The 20,267-nt window shown below is 61.9% G+C and carries 17 protein-coding genes; 5 read left to right on the top strand and 12 right to left on the bottom strand.

Annotated elements, in window-relative coordinates; all coding sequences use genetic code 11:
* Positions 1-23: 23 nt before the first annotated feature.
* From G9X64_RS24870 to G9X64_RS24885, 4 genes are read right to left on the bottom strand one after another with little or no spacing between them, the layout of a single operon-like run.
* Positions 24-1,682, bottom strand: a complete 1,659-nt coding sequence (locus G9X64_RS24870; RefSeq protein WP_171377565.1) for a thiamine pyrophosphate-binding protein — start codon at positions 1,680-1,682, stop codon at positions 24-26.
* 13 nt (positions 1,683-1,695) lie between these two features.
* Complete coding sequence (gene caiB / locus G9X64_RS24875; RefSeq protein ID WP_168309954.1) at positions 1,696-2,898, bottom strand: succinate--glutarate CoA-transferase; 1,203 nt, start codon at positions 2,896-2,898, stop codon at positions 1,696-1,698.
* 38 nt (positions 2,899-2,936) lie between these two features.
* Positions 2,937-3,893 carry a DMT family transporter gene (locus G9X64_RS24880; protein WP_171377566.1) on the bottom strand — a complete coding sequence of 319 codons (957 nt, stop codon included), beginning with the start codon at positions 3,891-3,893 and terminating at the stop codon, positions 2,937-2,939.
* Positions 3,894-3,922: 29 nt separating this feature from the next.
* The gene (locus G9X64_RS24885; RefSeq protein ID WP_171377567.1) at positions 3,923-4,855 is read right to left on the bottom strand and encodes an alpha/beta fold hydrolase; all 933 of its coding nucleotides are present in this window, start codon (positions 4,853-4,855) and stop codon (positions 3,923-3,925) included.
* A gap of 157 nt (positions 4,856-5,012) precedes the next feature.
* On the opposite strand from G9X64_RS24885, the gene G9X64_RS24890 reads away from it, so the two are divergent.
* The 4 genes from G9X64_RS24890 (at position 5,013) to metF (ending at position 9,593) form a co-directional block, all read left to right on the top strand.
* Positions 5,013-5,753: a ribonuclease T2 family protein gene (locus G9X64_RS24890; RefSeq protein WP_168309957.1), complete on the top strand. Its 741-nt coding sequence runs from the start codon at positions 5,013-5,015 to the stop codon at positions 5,751-5,753.
* 98 nt (positions 5,754-5,851) lie between these two features.
* Positions 5,852-7,501 (top strand): energy-dependent translational throttle protein EttA, encoded by a 1,650-nt coding sequence (gene ettA, locus G9X64_RS24895; protein ID WP_018242886.1) that lies wholly within the window; start codon positions 5,852-5,854, stop codon positions 7,499-7,501.
* 162 nt (positions 7,502-7,663) lie between these two features.
* Positions 7,664-8,689 carry an ArsR/SmtB family transcription factor gene (locus tag G9X64_RS24900; protein ID WP_168309958.1) on the top strand — a complete coding sequence of 342 codons (1,026 nt, stop codon included), beginning with the start codon at positions 7,664-7,666 and terminating at the stop codon, positions 8,687-8,689.
* Between the two features lies 1 nt (position 8,690).
* Entirely contained in the window at positions 8,691-9,593 is a 903-nt protein-coding gene (gene metF, locus G9X64_RS24905) for a methylenetetrahydrofolate reductase [NAD(P)H] (RefSeq protein ID WP_171377568.1), read from the top strand.
* Positions 9,594-10,074: 481 nt separating this feature from the next.
* Here metF and G9X64_RS24910 read toward each other — a convergent pair whose 3' ends face one another.
* The 5 genes from G9X64_RS24910 to G9X64_RS24930 all read right to left on the bottom strand — a co-directional run bounded on the left by G9X64_RS24910 (position 10,075) and on the right by G9X64_RS24930 (position 15,223).
* On the bottom strand, positions 10,075-10,980 hold the full coding sequence (locus tag G9X64_RS24910) for a DMT family transporter (RefSeq protein WP_168314047.1): 906 nt from the start codon (positions 10,978-10,980) through the stop codon (positions 10,075-10,077).
* Positions 10,981-11,085: 105 nt separating this feature from the next.
* Positions 11,086-12,303 carry a lytic murein transglycosylase gene (locus G9X64_RS24915; RefSeq protein ID WP_168314046.1) on the bottom strand — a complete coding sequence of 406 codons (1,218 nt, stop codon included), beginning with the start codon at positions 12,301-12,303 and terminating at the stop codon, positions 11,086-11,088.
* An 81-nt stretch (positions 12,304-12,384) separates the two neighbouring features.
* Positions 12,385-13,182 (bottom strand): glycoside hydrolase family 25 protein, encoded by a 798-nt coding sequence (locus G9X64_RS24920; protein WP_168314045.1) that lies wholly within the window; start codon positions 13,180-13,182, stop codon positions 12,385-12,387.
* A gap of 125 nt (positions 13,183-13,307) precedes the next feature.
* The gene (locus tag G9X64_RS24925) at positions 13,308-13,982 is read right to left on the bottom strand and encodes a class I SAM-dependent methyltransferase (protein WP_168309963.1); all 675 of its coding nucleotides are present in this window, start codon (positions 13,980-13,982) and stop codon (positions 13,308-13,310) included.
* Positions 13,979-15,223: a BtaA family protein gene (locus G9X64_RS24930; RefSeq protein WP_168309964.1), complete on the bottom strand. Its 1,245-nt coding sequence runs from the start codon at positions 15,221-15,223 to the stop codon at positions 13,979-13,981. Before G9X64_RS24930 ends, G9X64_RS24925 begins: the two co-directional genes overlap by 4 nt.
* Positions 15,224-15,441: 218 nt before the next feature.
* On the opposite strand from G9X64_RS24930, the gene G9X64_RS24935 reads away from it, so the two are divergent.
* A complete protein-coding gene (locus tag G9X64_RS24935) occupies positions 15,442-16,869 on the top strand; it encodes a serine hydrolase domain-containing protein (protein ID WP_171377569.1) in 1,428 nt (475 codons plus the stop codon).
* 71 nt (positions 16,870-16,940) lie between these two features.
* Here the strand turns inward: G9X64_RS24935 and G9X64_RS24940 are convergent, their stop codons facing one another.
* The 3 genes from G9X64_RS24940 to G9X64_RS24950 all read right to left on the bottom strand — a co-directional run bounded on the left by G9X64_RS24940 (position 16,941) and on the right by G9X64_RS24950 (position 19,899).
* Positions 16,941-17,870 (bottom strand): lytic transglycosylase domain-containing protein, encoded by a 930-nt coding sequence (locus tag G9X64_RS24940; protein WP_168309966.1) that lies wholly within the window; start codon positions 17,868-17,870, stop codon positions 16,941-16,943.
* A gap of 124 nt (positions 17,871-17,994) precedes the next feature.
* The gene (locus tag G9X64_RS24945; protein WP_129419878.1) at positions 17,995-18,630 is read right to left on the bottom strand and encodes a LysE family translocator; all 636 of its coding nucleotides are present in this window, start codon (positions 18,628-18,630) and stop codon (positions 17,995-17,997) included.
* 57 nt (positions 18,631-18,687) lie between these two features.
* Positions 18,688-19,899 carry a pyrophosphate--fructose-6-phosphate 1-phosphotransferase gene (locus tag G9X64_RS24950; protein WP_171377570.1) on the bottom strand — a complete coding sequence of 404 codons (1,212 nt, stop codon included), beginning with the start codon at positions 19,897-19,899 and terminating at the stop codon, positions 18,688-18,690.
* Positions 19,900-20,267 lie beyond the last annotated feature (368 nt).

Here is a 20,267-nt window from a genome sequence, read left to right on the forward strand (position 1 = left end):
TCCTTCAGGGCCGGTGAGTTTTCTCACCGGCTTTTTGTTTGCGCGATTTCCGAGAGCGTGCGTGTCGGCGTGATCGCTTCGGGATCGAGTTTGACTTCGATGATTGCGGGTTTGCCGCTGGCGCGTGCTCGCTCGAAGGCGAGGGCGAAATCCGCTGTCGTTTCCACCGTCTCGCCGTGGCCGCCATAGGCGCGGGCAAGGGCTGCGAAGTCGGGATTGGTCAGATCGGTGCTGCTGACACGGCCGGGATACTCGCGCTCCTGATGCATGCGGATCGTGCCGTAGATGCCGTTGTTGACGACGACTGCGATGATCGGCAGGCCGTAGCGAATGGCAGTGGCGAATTCCTGGCCGTGCATCAGGAAACAGCCGTCACCGGCAAAGCAGATGACTTCGCGCTCGGGAAAGAGCCGCTTGGCAGCCACCGCCGCCGGCAGGCCGTAACCCATTGAGCCTGAGGTGGGGGCGGCTTGGGTGTTGAAGCGGCGGAAACGATGGAAGCGGTGCACCCAGGTGGCGTAGTTGCCGGCGCCATTGGTAAAGATCGCGTCCTGCCCGGTATTGGCCTCCAGCCACCCCATGATCGGCCCCATATGGACGGCGCCCGGACCTGTCGATGGTGGCGTCGACCAGGCGAGATAGGCCTGGTGCAGGCGGACGGTGCGCTCGGTCCAATGCGGTTCGGCCGGCGCTTCCAGATCGGCGAGGGCGGCCACGAAATCGGCAGGTGCTGCGCAGATGGCAAGATCCGGACGGTAGATGCGGCCGAGCTCGGAAGGGTCGGGATAGATATGCACCAGCGACTGCTGGGGGTAGGGGATGTCGATCAGCGTATAGGACGAGGACGGCATTTCCGACATGCGGCTGCCGAGGAGGATCAGCAGGTCGCTCTCCTTGATCTCCTTTGCCAGCACCGGATTGATGCCGATACCGACATCGCCGGCATAGCAGGGATGGAGATGATCGAACAGCATCTGCCGGCGGAAGGAGCAGCCGACGGGCAACTGGAAACGCTCGGCGAAGCTCTGAAAATCGGCGACGGCATCGGTATCCCAGCGCGTGCCGCCAAGGATCACAATCGGTCGCTCGGCTTTCAGCAGACGGAGATAAAAATCGTCGATCTGACGGCGGCCGGGATGGGCCTCGACGTTGGCATAGTGCCGGGCGCGGGGGGCCTCGACCTCGTCGCGCAGCATGTCCTCCGGCAGTGTCAGCACGACAGGACCGGGCCGGCCGGAGGTTGCGACCGCAAAGGCGCGGGTGACGAACTCGGGAATACGGGCGGCATCGTCGATCTCGCCCACCCACTTGGCGAATTCGGTGAAGGCGCGGCGGAACTCGACCTCCTGGAAGGCTTCGCGCTCGCGTGCTTCGCGCTGCACCTGGCCGATGAACAGGATCATCGGGATCGAGTCCTGCTTGGCGATATGCAGGCCGGCGGAGGCGTTGGTGGCGCCGGGGCCACGGGTCACCATGCAAATGCCGGGTTCGCCGGTCAGCCGGCCCCAGCAATCCGCCATCATCGCCGCTCCGCCCTCCTGGCGGCAGACGAGGACGTCGATATCGCTGTCGCGCAACGCGTCGAGGACTGCGAGGAAGCTCTCGCCGGGCACGCAGGAGAGACGCTTGACGCCGTTCGCCTTCAGCGCCTCAACGATCAGTTCTCCGCCCGTCTTCTTCATGACAATGCCTTCTTCATGACGATGCCTTCCTCTCGCGCTCGGCGAGTTCCGCCAGAATTTCTGCCTGGTGTTCGCCGAGACGCGGGCTCGGCCTGATATAGTGCAGCGGCGTCTCCGACAGCACCACAGGCGTCCTGACACCGGGGATTACCGTTCCGGCGGCATCCGCAAGATCGATGCGCAGACCGCGGGCCTGCACCTGCGGATGGGCGAACATTTCCTCGATCGTGTTGATTGCGCCTGATGGAACCGCGTTCTCTTCACAGGCCTTCAGCAGATCCGCCTTCTGCCATTTCAGCGTTTCGGTGGAGACGAGGCGGCGAACTTCGTCGCGATTTGCGACGCGGGCCTTGTTGGTGGCGAAACGCTCGTCGCCGGCGATGGCCTCCAGGCCGAGGATGGTGCAGAGGCGGCGGAACTGGCCGTCGTTTCCAACGGCGAGAATGAGGTAACCATCCGCCGTCGGCACGACCTCATAGGGCGAGATATTGGGATGGGCATTGCCGAGGCGGGTCGGTGCGGCGCCGGAGACCAGGTAATTCATGTTCTGATTGGCGAGCACGGCCGATTGCACATCGAGCAGGGCCATGTCGACCAACTGGCCTTCGCCTGACTTCAGGGCATGGATCAGAGCGGCTTCGATCGCCGAGACGGCATAGATGCCGGTAAAGATATCGGCGATGGCGACGCCTGCCTTCATCGGCTGGCCGTCCGGCTCACCGGTAATCGACATGAAGCCGGACATGCCCTGGACGATGTAATCGTAGCCGGCGAGGCTGGCATAAGGGCCGTTCTGGCCGAAGCCGGTGATCGAGCAATAGACGAGCTTCGGGTTGATCTTGCGCAGGCTGTCATAATCGAGCCCGTATTTGACGAGGCCGCCGAGCTTGAAATTCTCGATCACCACATCGGCGGTGGAGACGAGGCGGCGGACGAGATCCTGGCCTTCGGCGCTCTTCAGGTCGGCGGTGACGGAGCGTTTGCCGCGATTGGCGGCGTGGTAATAGGCGGCCGAGAGATTTTCGCCGTCGGCGCCCTCGACGAAGGGTGGCCCCCATTGTCGCGTATCGTCGCCGCCGTCGGGATTTTCGACCTTGATGACGTCGGCACCGAGATCGGCGAGCATCTGTCCTGCCCAGGGGCCGGCGAGCACACGGGCAAGCTCGATAACCCGGATCCCTGCAAGCGGCGGTTTTTTCGTCACGGTCTCCGTCATGTTCCTCCGGGCTCGCATTCTTAGATCTGGGCTTAGATCTAGGGCGCCAACGTCGCCTCTGATGTACCGGATACCGGTTTCGATGCAAAGCGGCGCTCGCGCCAGACAATGTAGAACCCCGACGCCATGATAATCATGATGCCGAGCCATTTGACCGCATCCGGAAAGTCGCCGAAGACCAGCCAGGCGAAGATCGTCGCCGAGACGATCTCGAAATATTGCAGCGGCGCCAGCGTCGAGGCTGGTGCTGCGCGATAGGCATAGACGCCAAGGATGCCCGCGATTGCGGCCATGGCGCCGACGCCGGCGAGATAGAACCAGGCGCGGCCTTCCGGCATGATCGGATCGAAGAGATCGGAGCCGGTTCCCTGGCCCAGGAAAAGCAGGACGGCGCAGAAGAGCAGGCCCCAGATGCTCATCTGGAACTGCATCGCCCAAGGGTCCTCCCTGTGCGAGAGGACGCGGGTCATCAGCACGAAGATCGCGATACAGAACGCACTGACGACAGGCAGAAGCGCGATGTAGCCGACCTCTTCAAAACTCGGCTGGATGATCAGCATCGCCCCGAAGAAACCGACGCCGCAGGCGGTATAACGCCGCCAGCCGATGGTCTCCTTCAGGAAGATGCCGCCGAGGATCGTCAGAATGATCGGCTCGACGAAAAAGATCGCAATCGCGTCGGCGACCGCCATGTATTTCAGCGTGGTGACGAAGGAGATCATCGAGACAGTGATGATCGCGCCGCGGATTGCGTGGAACAGGCTCTGGCGCCAGGAGAAATCGGCGAAGCTGTGCCGCCATACGACGATCGGCAGCATGCAGAGCGCCTGTACGGCGAAGCGGCCGGCGGTGATCTCCGCGGACGGGATTGTGACGATGGCAAGCTTGGCGAAAATATCGATGAGCGGCGAGAACATCACCGAGATAAACATCAGCACAAGCCCCATCGTCACGTCGGAGGCGGACGAAACGGGGCGGGCGGAGGTGCTGTTCATGATGAAATCCCTGTCACTCAAGATATTGATCACTCAGGATCTTGGACGGCCCTGTCGCACCAGTCCGCGAAGGTTGCAATCGCCGCATCCGCGCCGATCTCATTCAGTGTTTCGTGCCGCATGTCCTGATATATCTCAATGCTGATACGGGAGAAGCCTTGGCCTTTCAAATGGTTTGACAACCAGAGCGCGGCTTTTCCATGCTCCGTCGCCGGGTCTTCTCCGCCGCCGACGAGATGGATCGGCATGTCCCGCGGCAGCCGGTCGAGGTGGATTTTCTGTGGCGCGCGGAAGGTCAGCTCGAAGATGTCGAGCCAGAGAGAGACTGAGGCGTCGAAGCCGCAGAGCGGATCGGCGACATATTTGTCGACTTCATCAGGTCTGCGCGACAGCCAGTCGAACTCGGTGCGGCGGCCGGGAATGGATTTGCCCCAGGTGCCGAAGGTGAGCTTCGGCAGAAAGCCGCTCGGCACGTCGGAGCCCTTCAGTATGCGCTCGGCAAGCAGGATCGCCTGGGCGGCGCGGCCGGCAAGGCCGACGGCGAAATTCGAATTCCAGACGGCCACGGCATCGAAGTCGGCCGGAGCCGTGACGGCAGCATTGAGGACGATGAGGCCGCCCATCGAATGGCCGAAAAGGATCACCGGCAGGCCGGGATGGCGGGAGGCCGCATGGCCGCGCATGGCGATGACGTCGCCGATCGCCCTTTCGACCCCACCGCGCCGGGCGAAGCGGCCGATCGGCGCATCGGGTGCCGTCGTCTCGCCGTGGCCGCGATGATCATGGGCATAGACATGATAACCGCGCGCCGCCATCGTCTCGGCAAAGACGCGGTATCGTTTCGAATGTTCGGCCAAGCCATGCGATATTAACAGAATGCCGCGTGGAGGCGTGATGGCCTCAGCATGGTGATAGGCCAGCGACGCACCTGGCACGGCGAGCCTTTGCGTTTCAGAAAACATGTGGGTCCTCCCGGCGGCAACAGACCAGATCGCCGGGTAATTGCAACATGGGCATTTGATTATCTGATAACAATTTGCGGCCTTGTTGCGATTCAGGGTTGCGGCCTTTTGATTTTGATGCTTATTTGTTCCTGTATTGTTCTTTTTGGGGGTTGAAATGAGCAGCATGCAGTTGCGTACCTTGACGTTTGCCGTGTCGATGGTTGTTGCCGGCGCCGGCGTGGCACAGGAGGCCGGCGGGCGCACCCGCTTCATTCTGGCGGCAAGCTGGCAGCCGGCCTTTTGTCAGACGAACCAGAAGAAAGCCGAGTGTGCGAGCCAGACCGGCGAGCGCCCCGACGCGACGAACTTTTCGTTGCACGGACTTTGGCCGATGCGGCAGGATTATTGCGGCGTGAGCGCCGAGCAGAAGGCCGCCGACAAGGATGGCGACTGGAACAAGCTGCCGGAGGTGACGCTTGCGGCCGAGACGAAGACGGCGCTGGCAAAGGCGATGCCCGGCACGCAATCCGGCCTGGAACGGCATGAATGGGTGAAGCATGGCACCTGCACGAAGATGAGCGCCGACGACTATTTCGGCGTCGGTGTGCATCTCGTGGGCGCACTCAACGCTTCGGCCGTGCGCGATCTTTTCGCTGCCAATATAGGCAAGCCGGTCAAGGCCGACGCGATCAAGGCGGCTTTCGACAAGAGCTTCGGGCCGGGTGCCGGCGACCGTGTCAAGATGAGCTGCCGGCGAGCCGGCAATGTCAGGATGATCAGCGAGCTGACGATCGGGCTTTCGGAAGCCGCCGGGGCGGCATCGGCGAAAAGTGCCGGCCTCGCCGATCTGATCCAGGGTGCTGGAAAAACGTCGTTCGGCTGTGACGAGGGTGTCGTCGACGCTGCAGGCTTTTGACCGGAAATCCTGAGTAAACCGGGTTTCGGCGTTGCCCGCAGGCGCTGTTTCGCCTACATAGCGGCACAATCGAAGTTTCCCGCCCGGAGCAGCGCAGCATGGCACGTCAGTTCATCTATCATATGTCCGGCCTCAACAAGGCCTATGGCAACAAAAAGATCCTGGAGAATATCCACCTTTCGTTCTACCCGGATGCCAAGATCGGTATCCTTGGTCCGAACGGCGCGGGTAAATCCACCGTGCTGCGCATCATCGCAGGTCAGGACAAGGAGTATACCGGCGAAGCCTGGCTCGCCGAAGGTGCGACAGTCGGCTATCTGGAGCAGGAGCCGCATCTCGATCCCAACAAGACGGTGTTCGAGAATGTCATGGAAGGCGTTGCCTCGAAGACGGCCGTCCTCGATCGCTACAATGAATTGATGATGAACTATTCCGACGAGACGGCGGAAGAGGGCGCCAAGCTTCAGGACGTCATCGACAGTCAGAACCTCTGGGATCTGGAAAGCCAGGTCGAGATGGCGATGGAAGCCCTGCGCTGCCCGCCGCGCGACGCCGAAGTCACCAGCCTTTCCGGTGGTGAGCGCCGCCGTGTCGCGCTCTGCCGCCTGCTGCTTTCGCAGCCGGATCTGCTGCTGCTTGACGAACCGACCAACCACCTGGACGCCGAAACCATCGCCTGGCTCGAAAAACATCTGCGCGACTATCCTGGCGCCGTGATGATGATTACCCACGATCGCTACTTCCTGGACAACGTCACCGGATGGATCCTCGAACTCGACCGCGGCCGTGGCATCCCCTACGAAGGCAACTACTCGGCCTATCTGCAGGCGAAAGCCAAGCGCATGCTGCAGGAAAGCCGCGAAGACGCGTCGCGCCAGAAGGCGATCAGCCGCGAACAGGAATGGATCGCTTCCAGCCCGAAGGCCCGTCAGGCCAAGTCCAAGGCGCGTATCAAGTCCTACGAGCAGCTCGTGGATGCCGCCGAGAAGCAACGTCCCGGCGACGCGCAGATCATCATCCCGGTCAGTGAGCGCCTCGGCCAGGTGGTCATCGAGATGGAAGGCATCACCAAGGGTTTCGAGGGCCGCACGCTGATCAACGACCTGTCGATCAAGCTGCCGCCGGGCGGCATCGTCGGCATCATCGGCCCGAACGGCGCCGGCAAGACGACATTGTTCAAGATGATCACCGGCCAGGAAAAGCCGGATGGCGGCTCGATCCGCATCGGCGAGACCGTGCATCTTGGTTATGTCGACCAGAGCCGCGACGCGCTTGCGGCTGACAAGACGGTCTGGGAGGAAATCTCCGGCGGCGCCGAAATCATCAAGCTCGGCAAGTTCGACATGAACTCCCGCGCCTATTGCGGCGCCTTCAACTTCAAGGGCGGCGACCAGCAGCAGAAGGTCGGCAATCTCTCTGGTGGTCAGCGCAACCGTGTTCACCTTGCCAAGATGCTGAAGGCCGGCGGCAACGTTCTGCTGCTCGACGAACCGACCAATGACCTCGATACGGAAACGCTGGGTGCCTTGGAAAACGCGCTGGAGAACTTCGCCGGCTGCGCCATCATCATCAGCCATGATCGCATGTTTCTCGACCGTCTGGCGACGCATATCCTCGCTTTCGAAGGCGACGGCCATGTCGAATGGTTCGAAGGCAACTTCGAGGATTATGAACAGGACAAGGTGCGCCGTCTCGGCCCCGACGCCCTTAACCCGGGCAGCCAGGCCCACAAGCGTCTGACGCGCTGATTTCACTCATTTTTGCTTGCGGAAGCCCCGGTTCGGCCGGGGCTTTTTCATGTCTGGCTCTGTCGCAATTTGAGCAGGCAATTTCGTGGAGAGAGCGAATTCTCGCTTGCCACCGCTCTTCAAATCACATAAAGATATCTTTATATCTTGATTGGATCGAAGATGAGCGAACCCTTGAAGCTTGGACTGGATGCGCTGGTGGACGTCTTGAAGGCGGCCGGCGAGCCCACGCGCCTGCGTCTGCTGGCACTTCTTGACGGCGGCGATCTGACGGTGACCGATCTTACCGAAATTCTCGGCCAATCCCAGCCCCGCATCTCGCGCCACTTGAAGCTGCTTGGCGAGGCCGAACTGATCGAACGCTACCAGGAGGGCGCCTGGGCCTATTTCCGCCTCAAGCAGGACGGTAAGGCAGCCATGCTGGTGCGGGCGTTGCTGAAGCATGTTTCCGAGAACGATCCGACCATCCTTCGCGACGGCGAGCGGCTTTCGCTGGTCAAGCGCCAGCGCGCCGAGCGCGCACAGGCCTATTTCAGCCGCAACGCGGCCGAATGGGACGAGCTTCGCCGCCTGCATGCGGCCGATGAGGAGGTCGACGCTGCCGTCATCCGGCTGCTCGGCAGCCAGCCGATAGACTCGCTGCTCGATCTCGGCACCGGCACCGGCCGCATCCTCGAACTCCTGTCCGGGCTCTACCGACGGGCGACCGGCGTTGATGCCAGCCGCGACATGCTGAGTGTGGCGCGCGCCAATCTCGACAAGTCCCGCATCACCAAGGCCACCGTGCGCCACGCCGATATCCTGAACCTGCCTTTCGAGGGACAGGATTTCGATCTGGTGACGATCCATCAAGTGCTGCATTTCTTCGATCAGCCGGAGATTGCGATCGCGGAAGCGGCGCGCATGCTCCGGCCGGGCGGCCGGCTCGTGGTCATCGACCTTGCGCCGCACACGCTCGAATATCTCCGCGACGAGCATGCGCATGTCCGTCTCGGTTTTTCGCACCAGGCGATGTCCGACTGGTTGCGCAAGACCGGGCTCGACGTCGAGCAGGTCGTCGATCTTCATCCGGGTCAGCAAAGCGGGCAGGGGTTGACGGTCACCGTCTGGCTCGCGCGCGATCCGAGGCGCCTCATGGCTTCGCAACTAAGCGAAGGCGCCGAACCTACATTTGCCGGGAGGGTATGACATGGCTTTGAAAAACGAAGCGCGCGGCCGCAACATCAGGGTCTCCTTCGAATTCTTCCCGCCGAAATCGGAGGAGATGGAAGGGCAGCTCTGGCATACCGTCAGCGAACTGCAGGACTGGGACCCGGATTTCGTCTCGGTGACTTATGGCGCCGGCGGCACCACCAGAGCGCCGACGCTGACGACGGTCACGCGGTTCCTGTCGCAGACGCCGCTTGCCACAGCCTCGCATCTCACCTGCGTCGGAGCGACCAAGGAGGAGACGCATCAGGTGGTCGACACGTTCCGCAAGGCCGGCGTGACGCATTTCGTGGCGCTGCGCGGCGATGCCCCCGGTGGTGCCGGCGCGCCCTACCAGCCGCATCCCGGCGGTTATGCCAATGCGGCGGAGCTGGTGGCCGGCCTGAAGGAAATCGGCGATTTCGAGATTTCGGTTTCCGCCTATCCGGAAAGACACCCGGAAAGCCGCGACACGGCGGCCGATATCGACATGCTGAAGCGCAAGGCCGACAATGGCGCCGACAGAGCACTGACGCAGTTCTTCTTCGACAACGATAATTTCGAGCGTTACCTGGAACGGGTGCGCGGCGCCGGCATCTCGATCCCCGTTGTGCCCGGCATAATGCCGATCCAGAACCTGACGCAGCTGAAGCGCTTCGCCGGGGCTTGCGGCACGATCATCCCCGCCTTTCTCGACGAGCGCTTCGCAGGCTTCGACGACAAGCCCGAGGAGCGGGCAAAGGTCGCCGCCGAAGTCGCTGCCGAACAGATCGACGATCTCGTCCGGCGCGGCATCCACGACTTCCATCTCTATACGATGAACCGTGCGCCGCTGGTTTCCGCCGTGCTCGACAATCTCGGCCTGTCCCGCCGGGCGCCAAAAAGTGCGGGCGCAGCCGCCTGATCTTTGCGCGTCTGAAAGACGTGCGGCGCTGTAAAAGTGAAAAGCGCATGTCGGGCGGGACATGCGCTTTTTCGTTGGCGGATTGATCAGCTATTCAGGAGTTTAGGCACTATCAGTCATTACACTTTCGTCGGCCAGCTCAGATGAAGAGCATGGACAAGACGAAAGCAAATGCTGCACTGACCAACAGAACATTCAAGGATTGCGTGAGTCCCATGTCTGTCTCCTCGCGTTAACCGGCCGATAATATGTCTGAAATATGTCGGTTGGGAAGCAGATCTTATGCTGCGCTGCAGAAGGGCTCGGTGGATAAGTCGAATAGTGTTTCAGCAAGTATTTGAAATTACTTCTTAATTTTCAGAAAATTTTTGTTCACAGATTTTAACATGCCGTTAAATCGGGCGATCGCGCATTTACCTATGCGCCCAAAACATGGCCGGCTCGCAACCGGTTGAAAACATATGGAATTCGCAACCGGTTTTCAGGCGGCCTTGGCCAGCATGCGATAGGCGCGGCCGTCGAGAATGACGAGGCCGAAACCGATCAGCGCCATGCCGGCAAACTCGCTCAGTGCGAGCCTTTCTCCGAGGAAGAGCACGCCGAGAAGGATGGCGCTCGGCGGCACCAGCAGGGTGACGAGCGAGGCATTGGTGGCGCCGGCCGCCGCCATGATCCGGAAATAGAGGATGTAGCCGAAGGCGGTAGACAGCAGCGCCAGTGCCAGGATGGCGAGGAGGGCATCGAGCGGCGGTGCGGCAAGCGTCCAGGGACGATCGGCCAGCAGCGACAGCGGCAGCGCAATCAGCGAGGAGGCGGTCAACTGTCCGGCTGCGGTGACAGGGGCGGGAACATTCTTGAAACGTTTTCCGTAAGTGGCGGCGAAACCATAGGAGATCGCGGCAAGCACGGGAAGAAGCAGCGCCCAGAGCGGGGCTTGGCCACCTGCCGACATGCCGGGGCCGATCAGCACGATCGTTCCGGCCAGCCCGACCAGGCAGCCGGCGATCTTTACCGGCGACAGCTTCTCGTCTGAGGTGAAGTAGTTGGCGATCAACACGGTCCAGATCGGCGTCGTCGCATTCAGGATCGCCGCCAGACCCGCGCCGATGCGGGTCTGGCCGAAGAAGATCAGCGTATGTGGCAGGGCATTGTTGATGAGCCCCAGGATCAGGAATTCGCGCCAGCGGGCCGTGAGGATCGCATGGAAGTCGAAACGGCCGGCGATATAGATATGCAGTGCCAGCGCTGCGAGCAGCAGCCTGAAGAAGACGAGGGTCAGCGGTGGCACGTCCTGGACGGCGATGCGGGCAAAGAAGAAGGAGCCGCCCCAGATCAGGCCGAGCAGGACCAGCAGCCCCCAGGTCCAGGCATTCATTCTGCTGTCCATGCCGATTCCTCCCTCGCAAACCGCTCGCTTGATGCTTTAACGCAGGCGGCGAACGGCGCCACCCGTTTCTTGCGAAGCGGGAGGCGGGCAGGGCGTCAGCTGAGATCAGAGGGCGTTGAGAAGGGCAGGCGTCGCCCAGCCGTCGGCCGGCATGCCGAGGCGCTGCTGTTCCTTCTGGATCGCGACACGCGTGCCGGAGCCCAGGATGCCATCGATCTCACCGACATCATGGCCGAGCGACTGCAGCTTGGTCTGCAGCGCCTTCATCTGGTCGCTGGCAAGCCCCTGTTCCGGCACGCCCTTGAGATAGGGTTCGGCGCCCGAAAGGCGCGTCCCGAAATAGGCGGCCGAGGTCGTGTAGATGAACGACTTGTTCCATTCGAGATAGATCTTGAAATTGGGATAGGCGATGAAGGCCGGTCCCATGCGGCCCTGCGGCAGCACGAGGTCGCCTTCGAGGTTACCGAAGGCGGTATTGCCGTCGCGCGGCTTGACGCCGAGCGCAAACCATTCGGCGGCCTTCATCGTGCCGCCAAGACCGGATTTCTCGAAGGGCAGGTTATCGGGCACGGTCACTTCCTGCAGCCAGGGCTGGCCGCGCTCGAAGCCGAGGTGCTGGATGAATTTCGCCGCCGTCAGGATGGCGTCGGGGCTACTCTGTTTCAGGCGGACATGGCCGTCACCATCGCCATCCATGCCATAGGCGATGATGTCGCGCGGCAGCATCTGCACCTGGCCGATCTCGCCGGCCCAGGCGCCGGTATTGGTGGCAGGGTCGAGGTCGCCGTGCTGAACCATCTCGACGAGGGCGATCAGCTGCGGACGGAAGAGTTCCGGGCGGCGGCAGTCATGCGATAGCGTCACCAGGGCGTTGCGGGTGTTGAAATCGCCCTGGACGGCGCCGAAATCGGTTTCCATCGCCCAGAAGGCGGTGATGACGCCCGGGGGGACGCCGAATTCCTGCTCGGCGCGGGCAAAGACGTCGGCATATTGCTTCATCTTCTGGCGGCCGATGTCGAGGCGGGCTTGGCTGACGGTGCGCTGGGAGAATTCGAGGAAGGTCTGCTTGAAGACGCCTTGGGCGCGATCCCGGCTCAGGACCTTGGGGTCGATATCGGCGCCGGCGAAGGCCTCGTCGGCGGCTGCCGCACTGGCGCCGGCTGCGACAGCATCTTTCTTCACGCCTTCGAGGAAAGCGGACAGATCGCCGCCGCAGGGCGCTGCCGGGGCTGCGCCCGGCGCCTGCTGGGCGGCCGCGCCGCCTGCGAGGGCGAGGGCAAACAGAAGAGCGAGTGCAGAGCGGCTTGCGAGCGAGCGGTGCATGGATGCGGTCCTTATATCAAACAGATTGCCGTCGCTTTCACAGACGAATGTGACGGAAGCAAGAAACATCGCAAGACGTTACTAAGAATTTCTATCCTTGGAAACGGCCGCGACCCAATTGTTCCAGTTCTTTGCGCTGCCGGCAAAGACATTGATATCGGTCGGCCCACTGATGCCGGGAATAACGCCGGTCGAGGTATATTGCCAGAAGGCCCAGCGGCGGTCGGAATAGGTCACCTCGGGGTGTTTTGCCACCGAACGGACCCAGAAATGATAATCCCGGAAGTAGCCGGCGAGATTTTCGCGGTGGAAATCGACCGAGGTATAGATGATCGGGCGCTTGCCGTAATAGGCTTCCAACCGGTCCATGAAACGCTGCATTTCGGCGCGCACCGTTTCGGCGTCGGGACGGTAGCGGCAGGTCTTCGATTCGGCGTTCCATTCGACGTCGAGCACCGGCGGCAGGCGCATGGCCTCCTTCGGCACGTTGCGGATGAACCAGTCGGCTTGCTGATCGGCGGAGGAGCAGAAATAGTAGAAATGATAGGGAGCGTGCGGTATGCCGGCGGCGCGGGCCTCTCGCCAGTATTCGTCGAAGCGCGGATCGACCCTGTCCTTGCCTTCGGTGGCCTTGATGAAGGCGAAGGCGACGCCGGAATTCTTCACCGTGCCCCAGTCGATATCGCCTTGCCATTTGGAAATATCGATGCCGTGCACCGGATTCTGCTGCGGATGCTTCGCTCCGAAATCCTGGGGATCGGTATCCTTGAAGCGCGTCTTCGGCTTGATCGAGGCCGTTTCGAGGTAGTCATAACCGGAGGAACTGCAGCCGGCCAAAAGGACGGCCAAGGGCAAAACGCAAAACAAAAGCCGGCGCATGGGCGTCCCGTCGTAGCTCGAATGATCTCTTTGCCCCACAACCTGACCTTCGAAAAAGACGAGTCAGCAGAGGATAACCCTCTTTTCATCATATCAACGTAAAAAATCGGTTAGTTTCAAGCGAATTATGAGCGCTTACTGATAATAGCTGCCCGCCAGGCATAACCGCCGCCGACGCTATCGAACAACAATGTCGCGTTGTTTTCATGGGCTTGCGCTTCCAGGACCTCGCGCAGATCGGGGCGCGGGGTGACGTGGAATTTCGCAAGCCAGGACTGCAGCATGCGCCGGAACCAGCCCGGCAAGCCTTCCTGCTGGCCGAAATCGACGATGTGCAGCTGGCCGCCGGGATTGAGGGCGGCGATCGATGCATCGACGGCGCGCTCCCAGTCCGGAATCATCGACAGGGCATAGGAAATCAGGATGCGGTCGAAGCCGCTGACGCCGAATTCGCGCGGTGTGAACGCCGTGGCGTCGGCGACGCGGAATTCCGGGATCGTCGCCTTGGTGGCGAAGGTCTTGCGCGCCGAAATCAGCATTTCCTGGGAAATGTCGAGGCCGAACAGCTTGGCGGTGGGGAAATGCCGGTGGGCGAAAGCCATGTTGCGCCCCGTGCCGCAGCCGACTTCGAGCAGCGTGCCGCCTTCGGGCACGTCGAGGTTGCGGATCGTGCTGTCGCGGCCGAGAAGGTAATATTTGCGGGTCAGGTCGTAGATATGGCGCTGGTAGCGGTACATGCCATCCATGAGGCTGGCATGTTCATCGCTCTGTCCTGCCGTCTCCGTGCCGACCTTGCTCACGCTTTCTTCCCATAAATGTGGAAGCCGCCGTAGATTGCCGAGCGATCAAGCGCAGTCAGTTCACGCGACTTCTCTTCGAAGTAATCCCATTGGTCACGGATCGCCGGAGCCAGACGGCCTTCGATGATGCTTTTTTCGGCGGCGGTGCGGAAGATCACGCGGGCGCCTTCGCGCGCCGTGCGGGTGATCTCCGTCCAGACGTCGTTCAGCTGCTCGTCCGTCATCCAGTCCTGCGCGTCGAGCAGGATGTAGCGGTCGCGTGAGGCGGCCGGCTCGCCGGCCAGAAGCTCGGTGAAGCTTGCGTGGTGGACATTGACGCGGTCGACATTGGCGCGGATCACCTGATAGTGCTCCGACTTCAGATAGGTCGGCAACGGGCCCTCCGCTTCGGTGCCGTAGCGGCGGCCGAAGGCCTGCCAGGCGAAATAGTTGTCGCTCATGGGGAAATGACAGGCAAGCTTTTCCAGGCGGTGCTTCAGCACCGGCGCGATCGAATGATCGGCGGCAAGGCTTGCAAGTTCGTCATATTGCTGCGGCGGAATGCCGAGGCCGAAGAGCGAACTCTTGCGGCCGGTGATCCAGCGCACGACCGGCTTTTCGAAGAGCGGCGCGATCTGTTCGTCGAAGAACTGGCGCTGTTCGCGGATCGAGCGGGTCTTGGTCATCTCGCGCAGCTTGACGCCATGCAAGCGGGCAAGAAGGTGGGCGGCGCCGATGAAGCGGCCGAGCAGGCCCGTCTCGTAAATGTTGCGGTCGAAGACGGTGACGCGGCGACGGCCGAACTTGCGACCGTTCCAGTAGCTGCGGGTCGCCTCATCGAGGTTGGCGGCAAGATGCTGGTCATAGGCGCGGCTATTCGACTTCTCGTTCGGCATTGCCAGGAAGCGGACGAGATCGGCATGGCCGGGAAGATGCTTGAAGGCGGCAAGCTTCAGGCGGTTCAGCGCGATGTGGTGCGGGTTGAGATCGACGACGTCGATCGAGGCCGGCGCCTTGGAGAGATAGGCGAGCATGTTACAGCCGCCGGAGCCGATGGTGACGATGCGATGGTTGGGCTTCAGCTCCATCGCCTGCATGTCGAGATCCGGATCCTCCCAGATCTGCGGATAGACGAGGCCGGAGAAGAGAAGGCCGAAGAGACGCTCGGAAAAGCCGTCCTTCGAAAAAGCCTTGTGGCGGAGAAGGGCGTCCTTGAGTTTCCGGTTCTTGCGGAAGCCGGCATCCGGTGCAAATTCTGACATGAGTCTGTCACCTTTTTAGCGTTCAGGGCGTGTAGCGCGCCTCTGCTACAGTTTGATGACGTGGGCTGTGGGGCGCCGCTCTTCGGAGACTTCCGCCTCCTCGGGAGAGCGACCGGGATGCCTCTCCTGGGAAAGTGATCGGGACGACGGACCTTCTTCGCTCCGACCCCTTTTCGGCGCGTGCGATTCCTGCTTCTCTCCCGGCATGGAGGAATGTCATGCGATTTGTCCTGCGTATCCTGAAAGCGCTTGCTCTCCTTGTCGTTCTCGTCGTCTTCGTCGCCGGCGGCTGGCTTTTCATCCAGCCGCCGGAACTGCTGCGTGTCGGCGACGGTTATGCCGCCAAGATCGTCTGTTCGAATGTCTTCATCGCCGGCCGGCAGGCCGAGGATGTGCTCTATGACGATGTCCAGGCGCCCGGAAATCCGCTGTTGCGGCTGGTGCGCGTCAACGTCGACCGCGACAACGACCATGTGACGGCGCGCTTCATGGGGCTGTTTGCGCCGAGTTACGCGCTCTATCGCGGTGCTTTCGGCTGCACGAGCGTGCCGGACGGCAATTTCGAGGCGGCGGCGAAGGCGGTGCCCTTCGATGCGCCGGCCAAAATGGAAGTAAGCGACGCCTTGTGGCCGGAGGGCGAGGGGACCGGCAATCCGGCGGACGGGAAGATCGCCGCGCTGCTGGCCGATCCTGGTCTTGCCGGCCCGGCAATGCGGGCCATCGTGGTGGTGCGCAATGGCCGCATCGTCGCCGAAGCCTACGGCCGCGGCTTCTCGGCGAAGACGCCGCTGATCGGCTGGTCGATGACGAAGACAGTGAATGCGACGATCCTCGGCCGGCTGATGCTCGGCGGCAGGATCTCCTTCGACGATGATAACCTGCTGGCGCAGTGGAAGAACGATGCGCGTGCCAAGATCAAGGTTTCCGATCTACTCGGCATGGAGAGCGGCCTTGCCTTCAACGAGAACTATGGCGACGTCGCCGATGTGACGCGCATGCTCTATCTCGATCCCGACATGGTATCGCTGCCGGCCAATGCGCCGATGGAGGCAGCACCCGGCCAACGCTTCCGCTATTCGAGCGGCACGGCCGTGCTGCTCTCGCGCATCTGGATGGACAGGGTCGGCAATGCTCAGGCGGCTTTTTCCTATCCGCACGACGCGTTGTTTTCGCCGCTCGGCATGACGAGCGCCGTGTTCGAACTCGATGCGCGCGGCACGTTCGCGGGAAGCTCCTATCTTTATGCGACGGCGCATGACTGGGCGCGCTTCGGGCAGTTCCTGCTGCAGGATGGCGTGTGGAACGGCCAGCGACTGTTGCCGGAGGGGTTTGTCGGCGCCATGCGCACCCCGACGGCGGCTTCGAACGGGCGGTATTCGCAGGGCCAGGCCTGGCTGGCACCCGGCCGCGGCTCGAGCGCTGGGGCCGGGCTGCCTGAGGATACGTTTTGGCTGACGGGGCACGATGGGCAGAGCGTAGCGATCGTGCCTTCGGCAAATCTGGTGGTCGTCAGGCTTGGCCTGACGCCGAGTTGGTTCGACTACCAGCCGCAGGTGCTTCTCAAGGCGATCCTGGCGGCATTGCCGCAACCGGGAGAGCAGCAACAGCAAGCCGGATCACAGGGGCAGACCCAGCCGCAGCCATAGGCCGGGGCTTTTTCAGCCGTTATCACTACTGCGTATTCCACGGACGCTGTAGTTTCAGCAATGACCAGGTTTCAATAGTTACCTTGGGCGATATCGGTCATGCCCTTGCGCTTGGCGTCGTAATAATAGCCGCGCGCATAGAGGCGGACGGCATCATCTTCCCTACTGTCGGAGACGAGCCAGGCGCCGCGCAGATATTTCGCGGCATATTTGATGTTGGTCTCGGCATCGAAGAGGCCGCCGGGGGCACCGTCGTAGCCCATGGACTTGGCGGTGTTGTACTTGATCTGCATCAGGCCGAAATAGCCGCGCTTGTTGTAGGCCTTCGCATTATAGCGGCTCTCGCGATGGACGACGCGATGGAGCAGGGTCTCGGGAATTTCGTAGATTTTCGAATATTTCTGGATGAGCTTGGTGACAAAGCTCTTCTCGACGGTCGGCGCATCGTCTTTGTCGTCGTCGCTGAACATCGGGGGTGCGGTCGGCGGATCGATCGGCCCGGATTCGTCGAAACCATAGTCCATGCTGGCGCGCGGCGTGGTATCGACGGCGGCTAGTGCTGCAAGCGCGCTGTTTTGCGGTGTCGCGGCAAAGGCAAGCTGCGTCGTTGGCTGTGCCGGGGTTCCCGGACGCGGCGTCGGCACGACGGACTGGATCGCCGTCATCTCGGGCGTCAGCGGGATCTGGGCATAGGCTGCCGGCTGCATGCTAAGATCGCCAGGCTGAGAAGCTGTCACGGCCGGCATCGCCGTTGCGGTCAGGGAGGGGGATGCCTGGGGAATGATGGCGCCTGCAACCGCCTGACCGACAGCGCCTTCGGCTGTCGGGATCGCGGCAAGTGTTGCATCTTCGCCGGGTTTCGGCATCGGCACCACGGTCTGGGCGGCTGTCAGTTCGGCCTGCGATGTGTATTCGACGCTCGTACATCCCGTCATCACGCCGCAGAGTATCGTCGAGACGACAAGACTGCGTTTCAAGCCGGATAATCCGATCGCTACCATTCCGCCACTTTCGTGAAATCGCGCCGCCCCGGCAGCGTATAAAAGTTACCAAAAGCCTAAGCCCTGGTGACCCCATTAACCTATTCGTGGCATTCCGGCAACCACGGAATATTTCGGAATATTTCTACGCTGCAATACGGCGATACCCGGCCGTTACGGCGCCTGCAGCGATCAGCAGAGTGCCTCCGGTTCGGTTTACGGCGCGCTGGATGCTCGCCTTGCGAATCAGCCCGCGTGCGCTGTGGGCGAGAAAGGCGTAGGTGGAAGCGTTGAGGATCGCCAGCACGAGGAAGGTCGCTTCCATGATCGCCATCTGCCCAACGAAGGGCAGGGCCGGATTGAGAAACTGCGGCACGAAGGCGACGAAGAAGATGATGCTCTTCGGATTGAGGGCGGTGACGACATAGGCGTGGAGGAAGATCCTTAGCGACTTCTCCTCCGGCAGGTTGTCGTTGTCGGCAACCGGTTCGCCGATGATGGGAGCCCGCCAGAGCTTGATTCCCAGCCAGATCAGGTAGGCGCCGCCGATCCACTTCAAGACGGTGAAGAGGGTCGCGGAAGCCGCCAGGACGGCGCCGAGACCGAAGAGAGAAGCCGTCATCGCCGTGAAGTCACCAAGCGCCACGCCGCCCACCGTCGCGAACGCCGTCCTGCGCCCATGACCGAGCGCATAGGAAACGACGAGCAGTATCGTCGGCCCCGGTATGGCCAGCATGATGGCGGATGCGGCCGCAAAAGCGAGCCAAGCTTCAAGTGACATGGTGTCTCCTCCTATTCCTCGGGAACAAGCAAAGACATCATATTAACCATCCGTCAATCACGCTTCTTTGTATTTCTGGCCTATATTGTCCATGACTTCGGCAAACCATGCCGTCGAAAGGTCAAAAGCCTTGCCGCCCTTGATACGCGGGAATTCTATAGTGCGCAATTTACCGTTCTGGCCTTCATCATGGCCGGTGACGCCGGAGACTTTATTGAGCGCGCTTTCGACGGCGAGATCGACCATGCTCTGGATCAGCCTGAGATCGTCGCCGTTGGCCGGCGCCGAGCGGGCGAAATAGCCTGATTTCTGCACCAGGGAACGCTCGGCGTCGAGCAGATTGGCGAACTGCTTCTGGAACCAGGCGCCGACATTGATCGTGTCGATCTTCACATGGCCGAAAGCATCGCGCTTGACGGTCTCGCCGGCGGCTTCGCGCTCGGCGACGATGGCATCGAGGCAGGCACCTTCCGAGACGAAGACCGTGGCGTGGCCGTTGCGGTCCATGCTTTCCTTCAGGCGGGCGGCCTCGGCGTCGAGGTCGAAGGCCATCTCAGGCAGATAGACGGCGTCGATGCTCTTCAGATGCGCGTCCATCATCAGGCCGTCGACATACTGGTTGCGGCTGGTACGCTGCAGATAGGCGCGGGCGGTGGCGGCCGTCAGCCAGCCGCAATGGCGGCCCATGACTTCATGGATGACGAGGGTGCGGGGGGCGGCCGTCTGCTCGTTGCCGACATTGTCGAAGAAATGCGCGCCGACTTCGGCGGCCGTCCAGGCGCCGAGCGACTGGCGGATCGGCACGACGTCATTGTCGACAGTCTTCGGCAGGCCGACGACGGTGAGATTGTAGCCGTTGGCGGCGAGGTAGGCGGCTAGGTCGGCGGCCGTGGTGTTGGTGTCGTCGCCGCCGATCGTGTGGAGAATGGTGATGCCGTCATTGGCGAGGCGTTCGGCGGCGACCCGCAGCGGGTTCTCGCCTTCCTTGACCAGGCCACGCTTGACGCAGTCGGCGGCATTGGTGAGCTTGACGCGGCTGTTGCCGATCGGCGAGCCGCCGTAGCGGTGCAGCAGCGGCGCCTTTTCGCGCATCGCGCGGGTGATCTCGATGCTGTCGCCGAGGAGCACACCCTGGTAGCCCGACTTGTAGGCGACGATTTCGAGCTCGGGCGCGACGTCGCTATAGCGTTCGATGAGGCCGCCGACGGCGGACGAAAGACAGGGCGCCAGGCCTCCGGCGGTCAGCATTGCGACTTTCTGTTTGGCCATGATCCCTCCTACGGTGTTTCGGTGCGGCAGCGTTAGCTAGCGCATGGATGCGGCAGGGAAAGGGCCCTGTAAAGTAAAGAATTTACGAAAAATGCGCGTTTCTGCCGTGTTGGACCGCAAAGGCTACGCGAAGTGCTGATATAATCGTTTCAACCCGGTCTGCGTGCCGGGAACTGCCCTTGGAAATTTCCGCCGCGCGCTCCGGAATCCACGTGCCCGGGCAATGCCGGCGACCGCCGTCCATGCCCTCACGCGAGATGAAAGCGGTCGGGATGAATCGTTTGCTGCGGTGCGACAATTACCAAATCGTGAAAACTGTGTTCGGCTCTACGACGAATAGTCGCCTTGCAAAGGCTGCGATTCTTTGG

Origin of the sequence: Rhizobium sophorae, assembly GCF_013087515.1 — a bacterium.
Lineage (GTDB): Bacteria > Pseudomonadota > Alphaproteobacteria > Rhizobiales > Rhizobiaceae > Rhizobium > Rhizobium sophorae.

Excerpts from the sequence above, each read along its gene's own strand:
- G9X64_RS24900 (WP_168309958.1), top strand. The coding sequence starts at position 7,664 with ATGAGCGAACCCTTGAAGCTTGGACTGGATGCGCTGGTGGACGTCTTG.
- G9X64_RS24870 (WP_171377565.1), bottom strand. The coding sequence starts at position 1,682 with ATGAAGAAGACGGGCGGAGAACTGATCGTTGAGGCGCTGAAGGCGAAC.
- G9X64_RS24885 (WP_171377567.1), bottom strand. The coding sequence starts at position 4,855 with ATGTTTTCTGAAACGCAAAGGCTCGCCGTGCCAGGTGCGTCGCTGGCC.
- caiB (WP_168309954.1), bottom strand. The coding sequence starts at position 2,898 with ATGACGGAGACCGTGACGAAAAAACCGCCGCTTGCAGGGATCCGGGTT.
- G9X64_RS24915 (WP_168314046.1), bottom strand. The coding sequence starts at position 12,303 with ATGCACCGCTCGCTCGCAAGCCGCTCTGCACTCGCTCTTCTGTTTGCC.
- G9X64_RS24945 (WP_129419878.1), bottom strand. The coding sequence starts at position 18,630 with ATGTCACTTGAAGCTTGGCTCGCTTTTGCGGCCGCATCCGCCATCATG.
- metF (WP_171377568.1), top strand. The coding sequence starts at position 8,691 with ATGGCTTTGAAAAACGAAGCGCGCGGCCGCAACATCAGGGTCTCCTTC.
- G9X64_RS24940 (WP_168309966.1), bottom strand. The coding sequence starts at position 17,870 with ATGGTAGCGATCGGATTATCCGGCTTGAAACGCAGTCTTGTCGTCTCG.
- G9X64_RS24930 (WP_168309964.1), bottom strand. The coding sequence starts at position 15,223 with ATGTCAGAATTTGCACCGGATGCCGGCTTCCGCAAGAACCGGAAACTC.
- G9X64_RS24890 (WP_168309957.1), top strand. The coding sequence starts at position 5,013 with ATGAGCAGCATGCAGTTGCGTACCTTGACGTTTGCCGTGTCGATGGTT.
- G9X64_RS24880 (WP_171377566.1), bottom strand. The coding sequence starts at position 3,893 with ATGAACAGCACCTCCGCCCGCCCCGTTTCGTCCGCCTCCGACGTGACG.
- G9X64_RS24950 (WP_171377570.1), bottom strand. The coding sequence starts at position 19,899 with ATGGCCAAACAGAAAGTCGCAATGCTGACCGCCGGAGGCCTGGCGCCC.
- G9X64_RS24920 (WP_168314045.1), bottom strand. The coding sequence starts at position 13,182 with ATGCGCCGGCTTTTGTTTTGCGTTTTGCCCTTGGCCGTCCTTTTGGCC.
- G9X64_RS24935 (WP_171377569.1), top strand. The coding sequence starts at position 15,442 with ATGCGATTTGTCCTGCGTATCCTGAAAGCGCTTGCTCTCCTTGTCGTT.
- ettA (WP_018242886.1), top strand. The coding sequence starts at position 5,852 with ATGGCACGTCAGTTCATCTATCATATGTCCGGCCTCAACAAGGCCTAT.
- G9X64_RS24910 (WP_168314047.1), bottom strand. The coding sequence starts at position 10,980 with ATGGACAGCAGAATGAATGCCTGGACCTGGGGGCTGCTGGTCCTGCTC.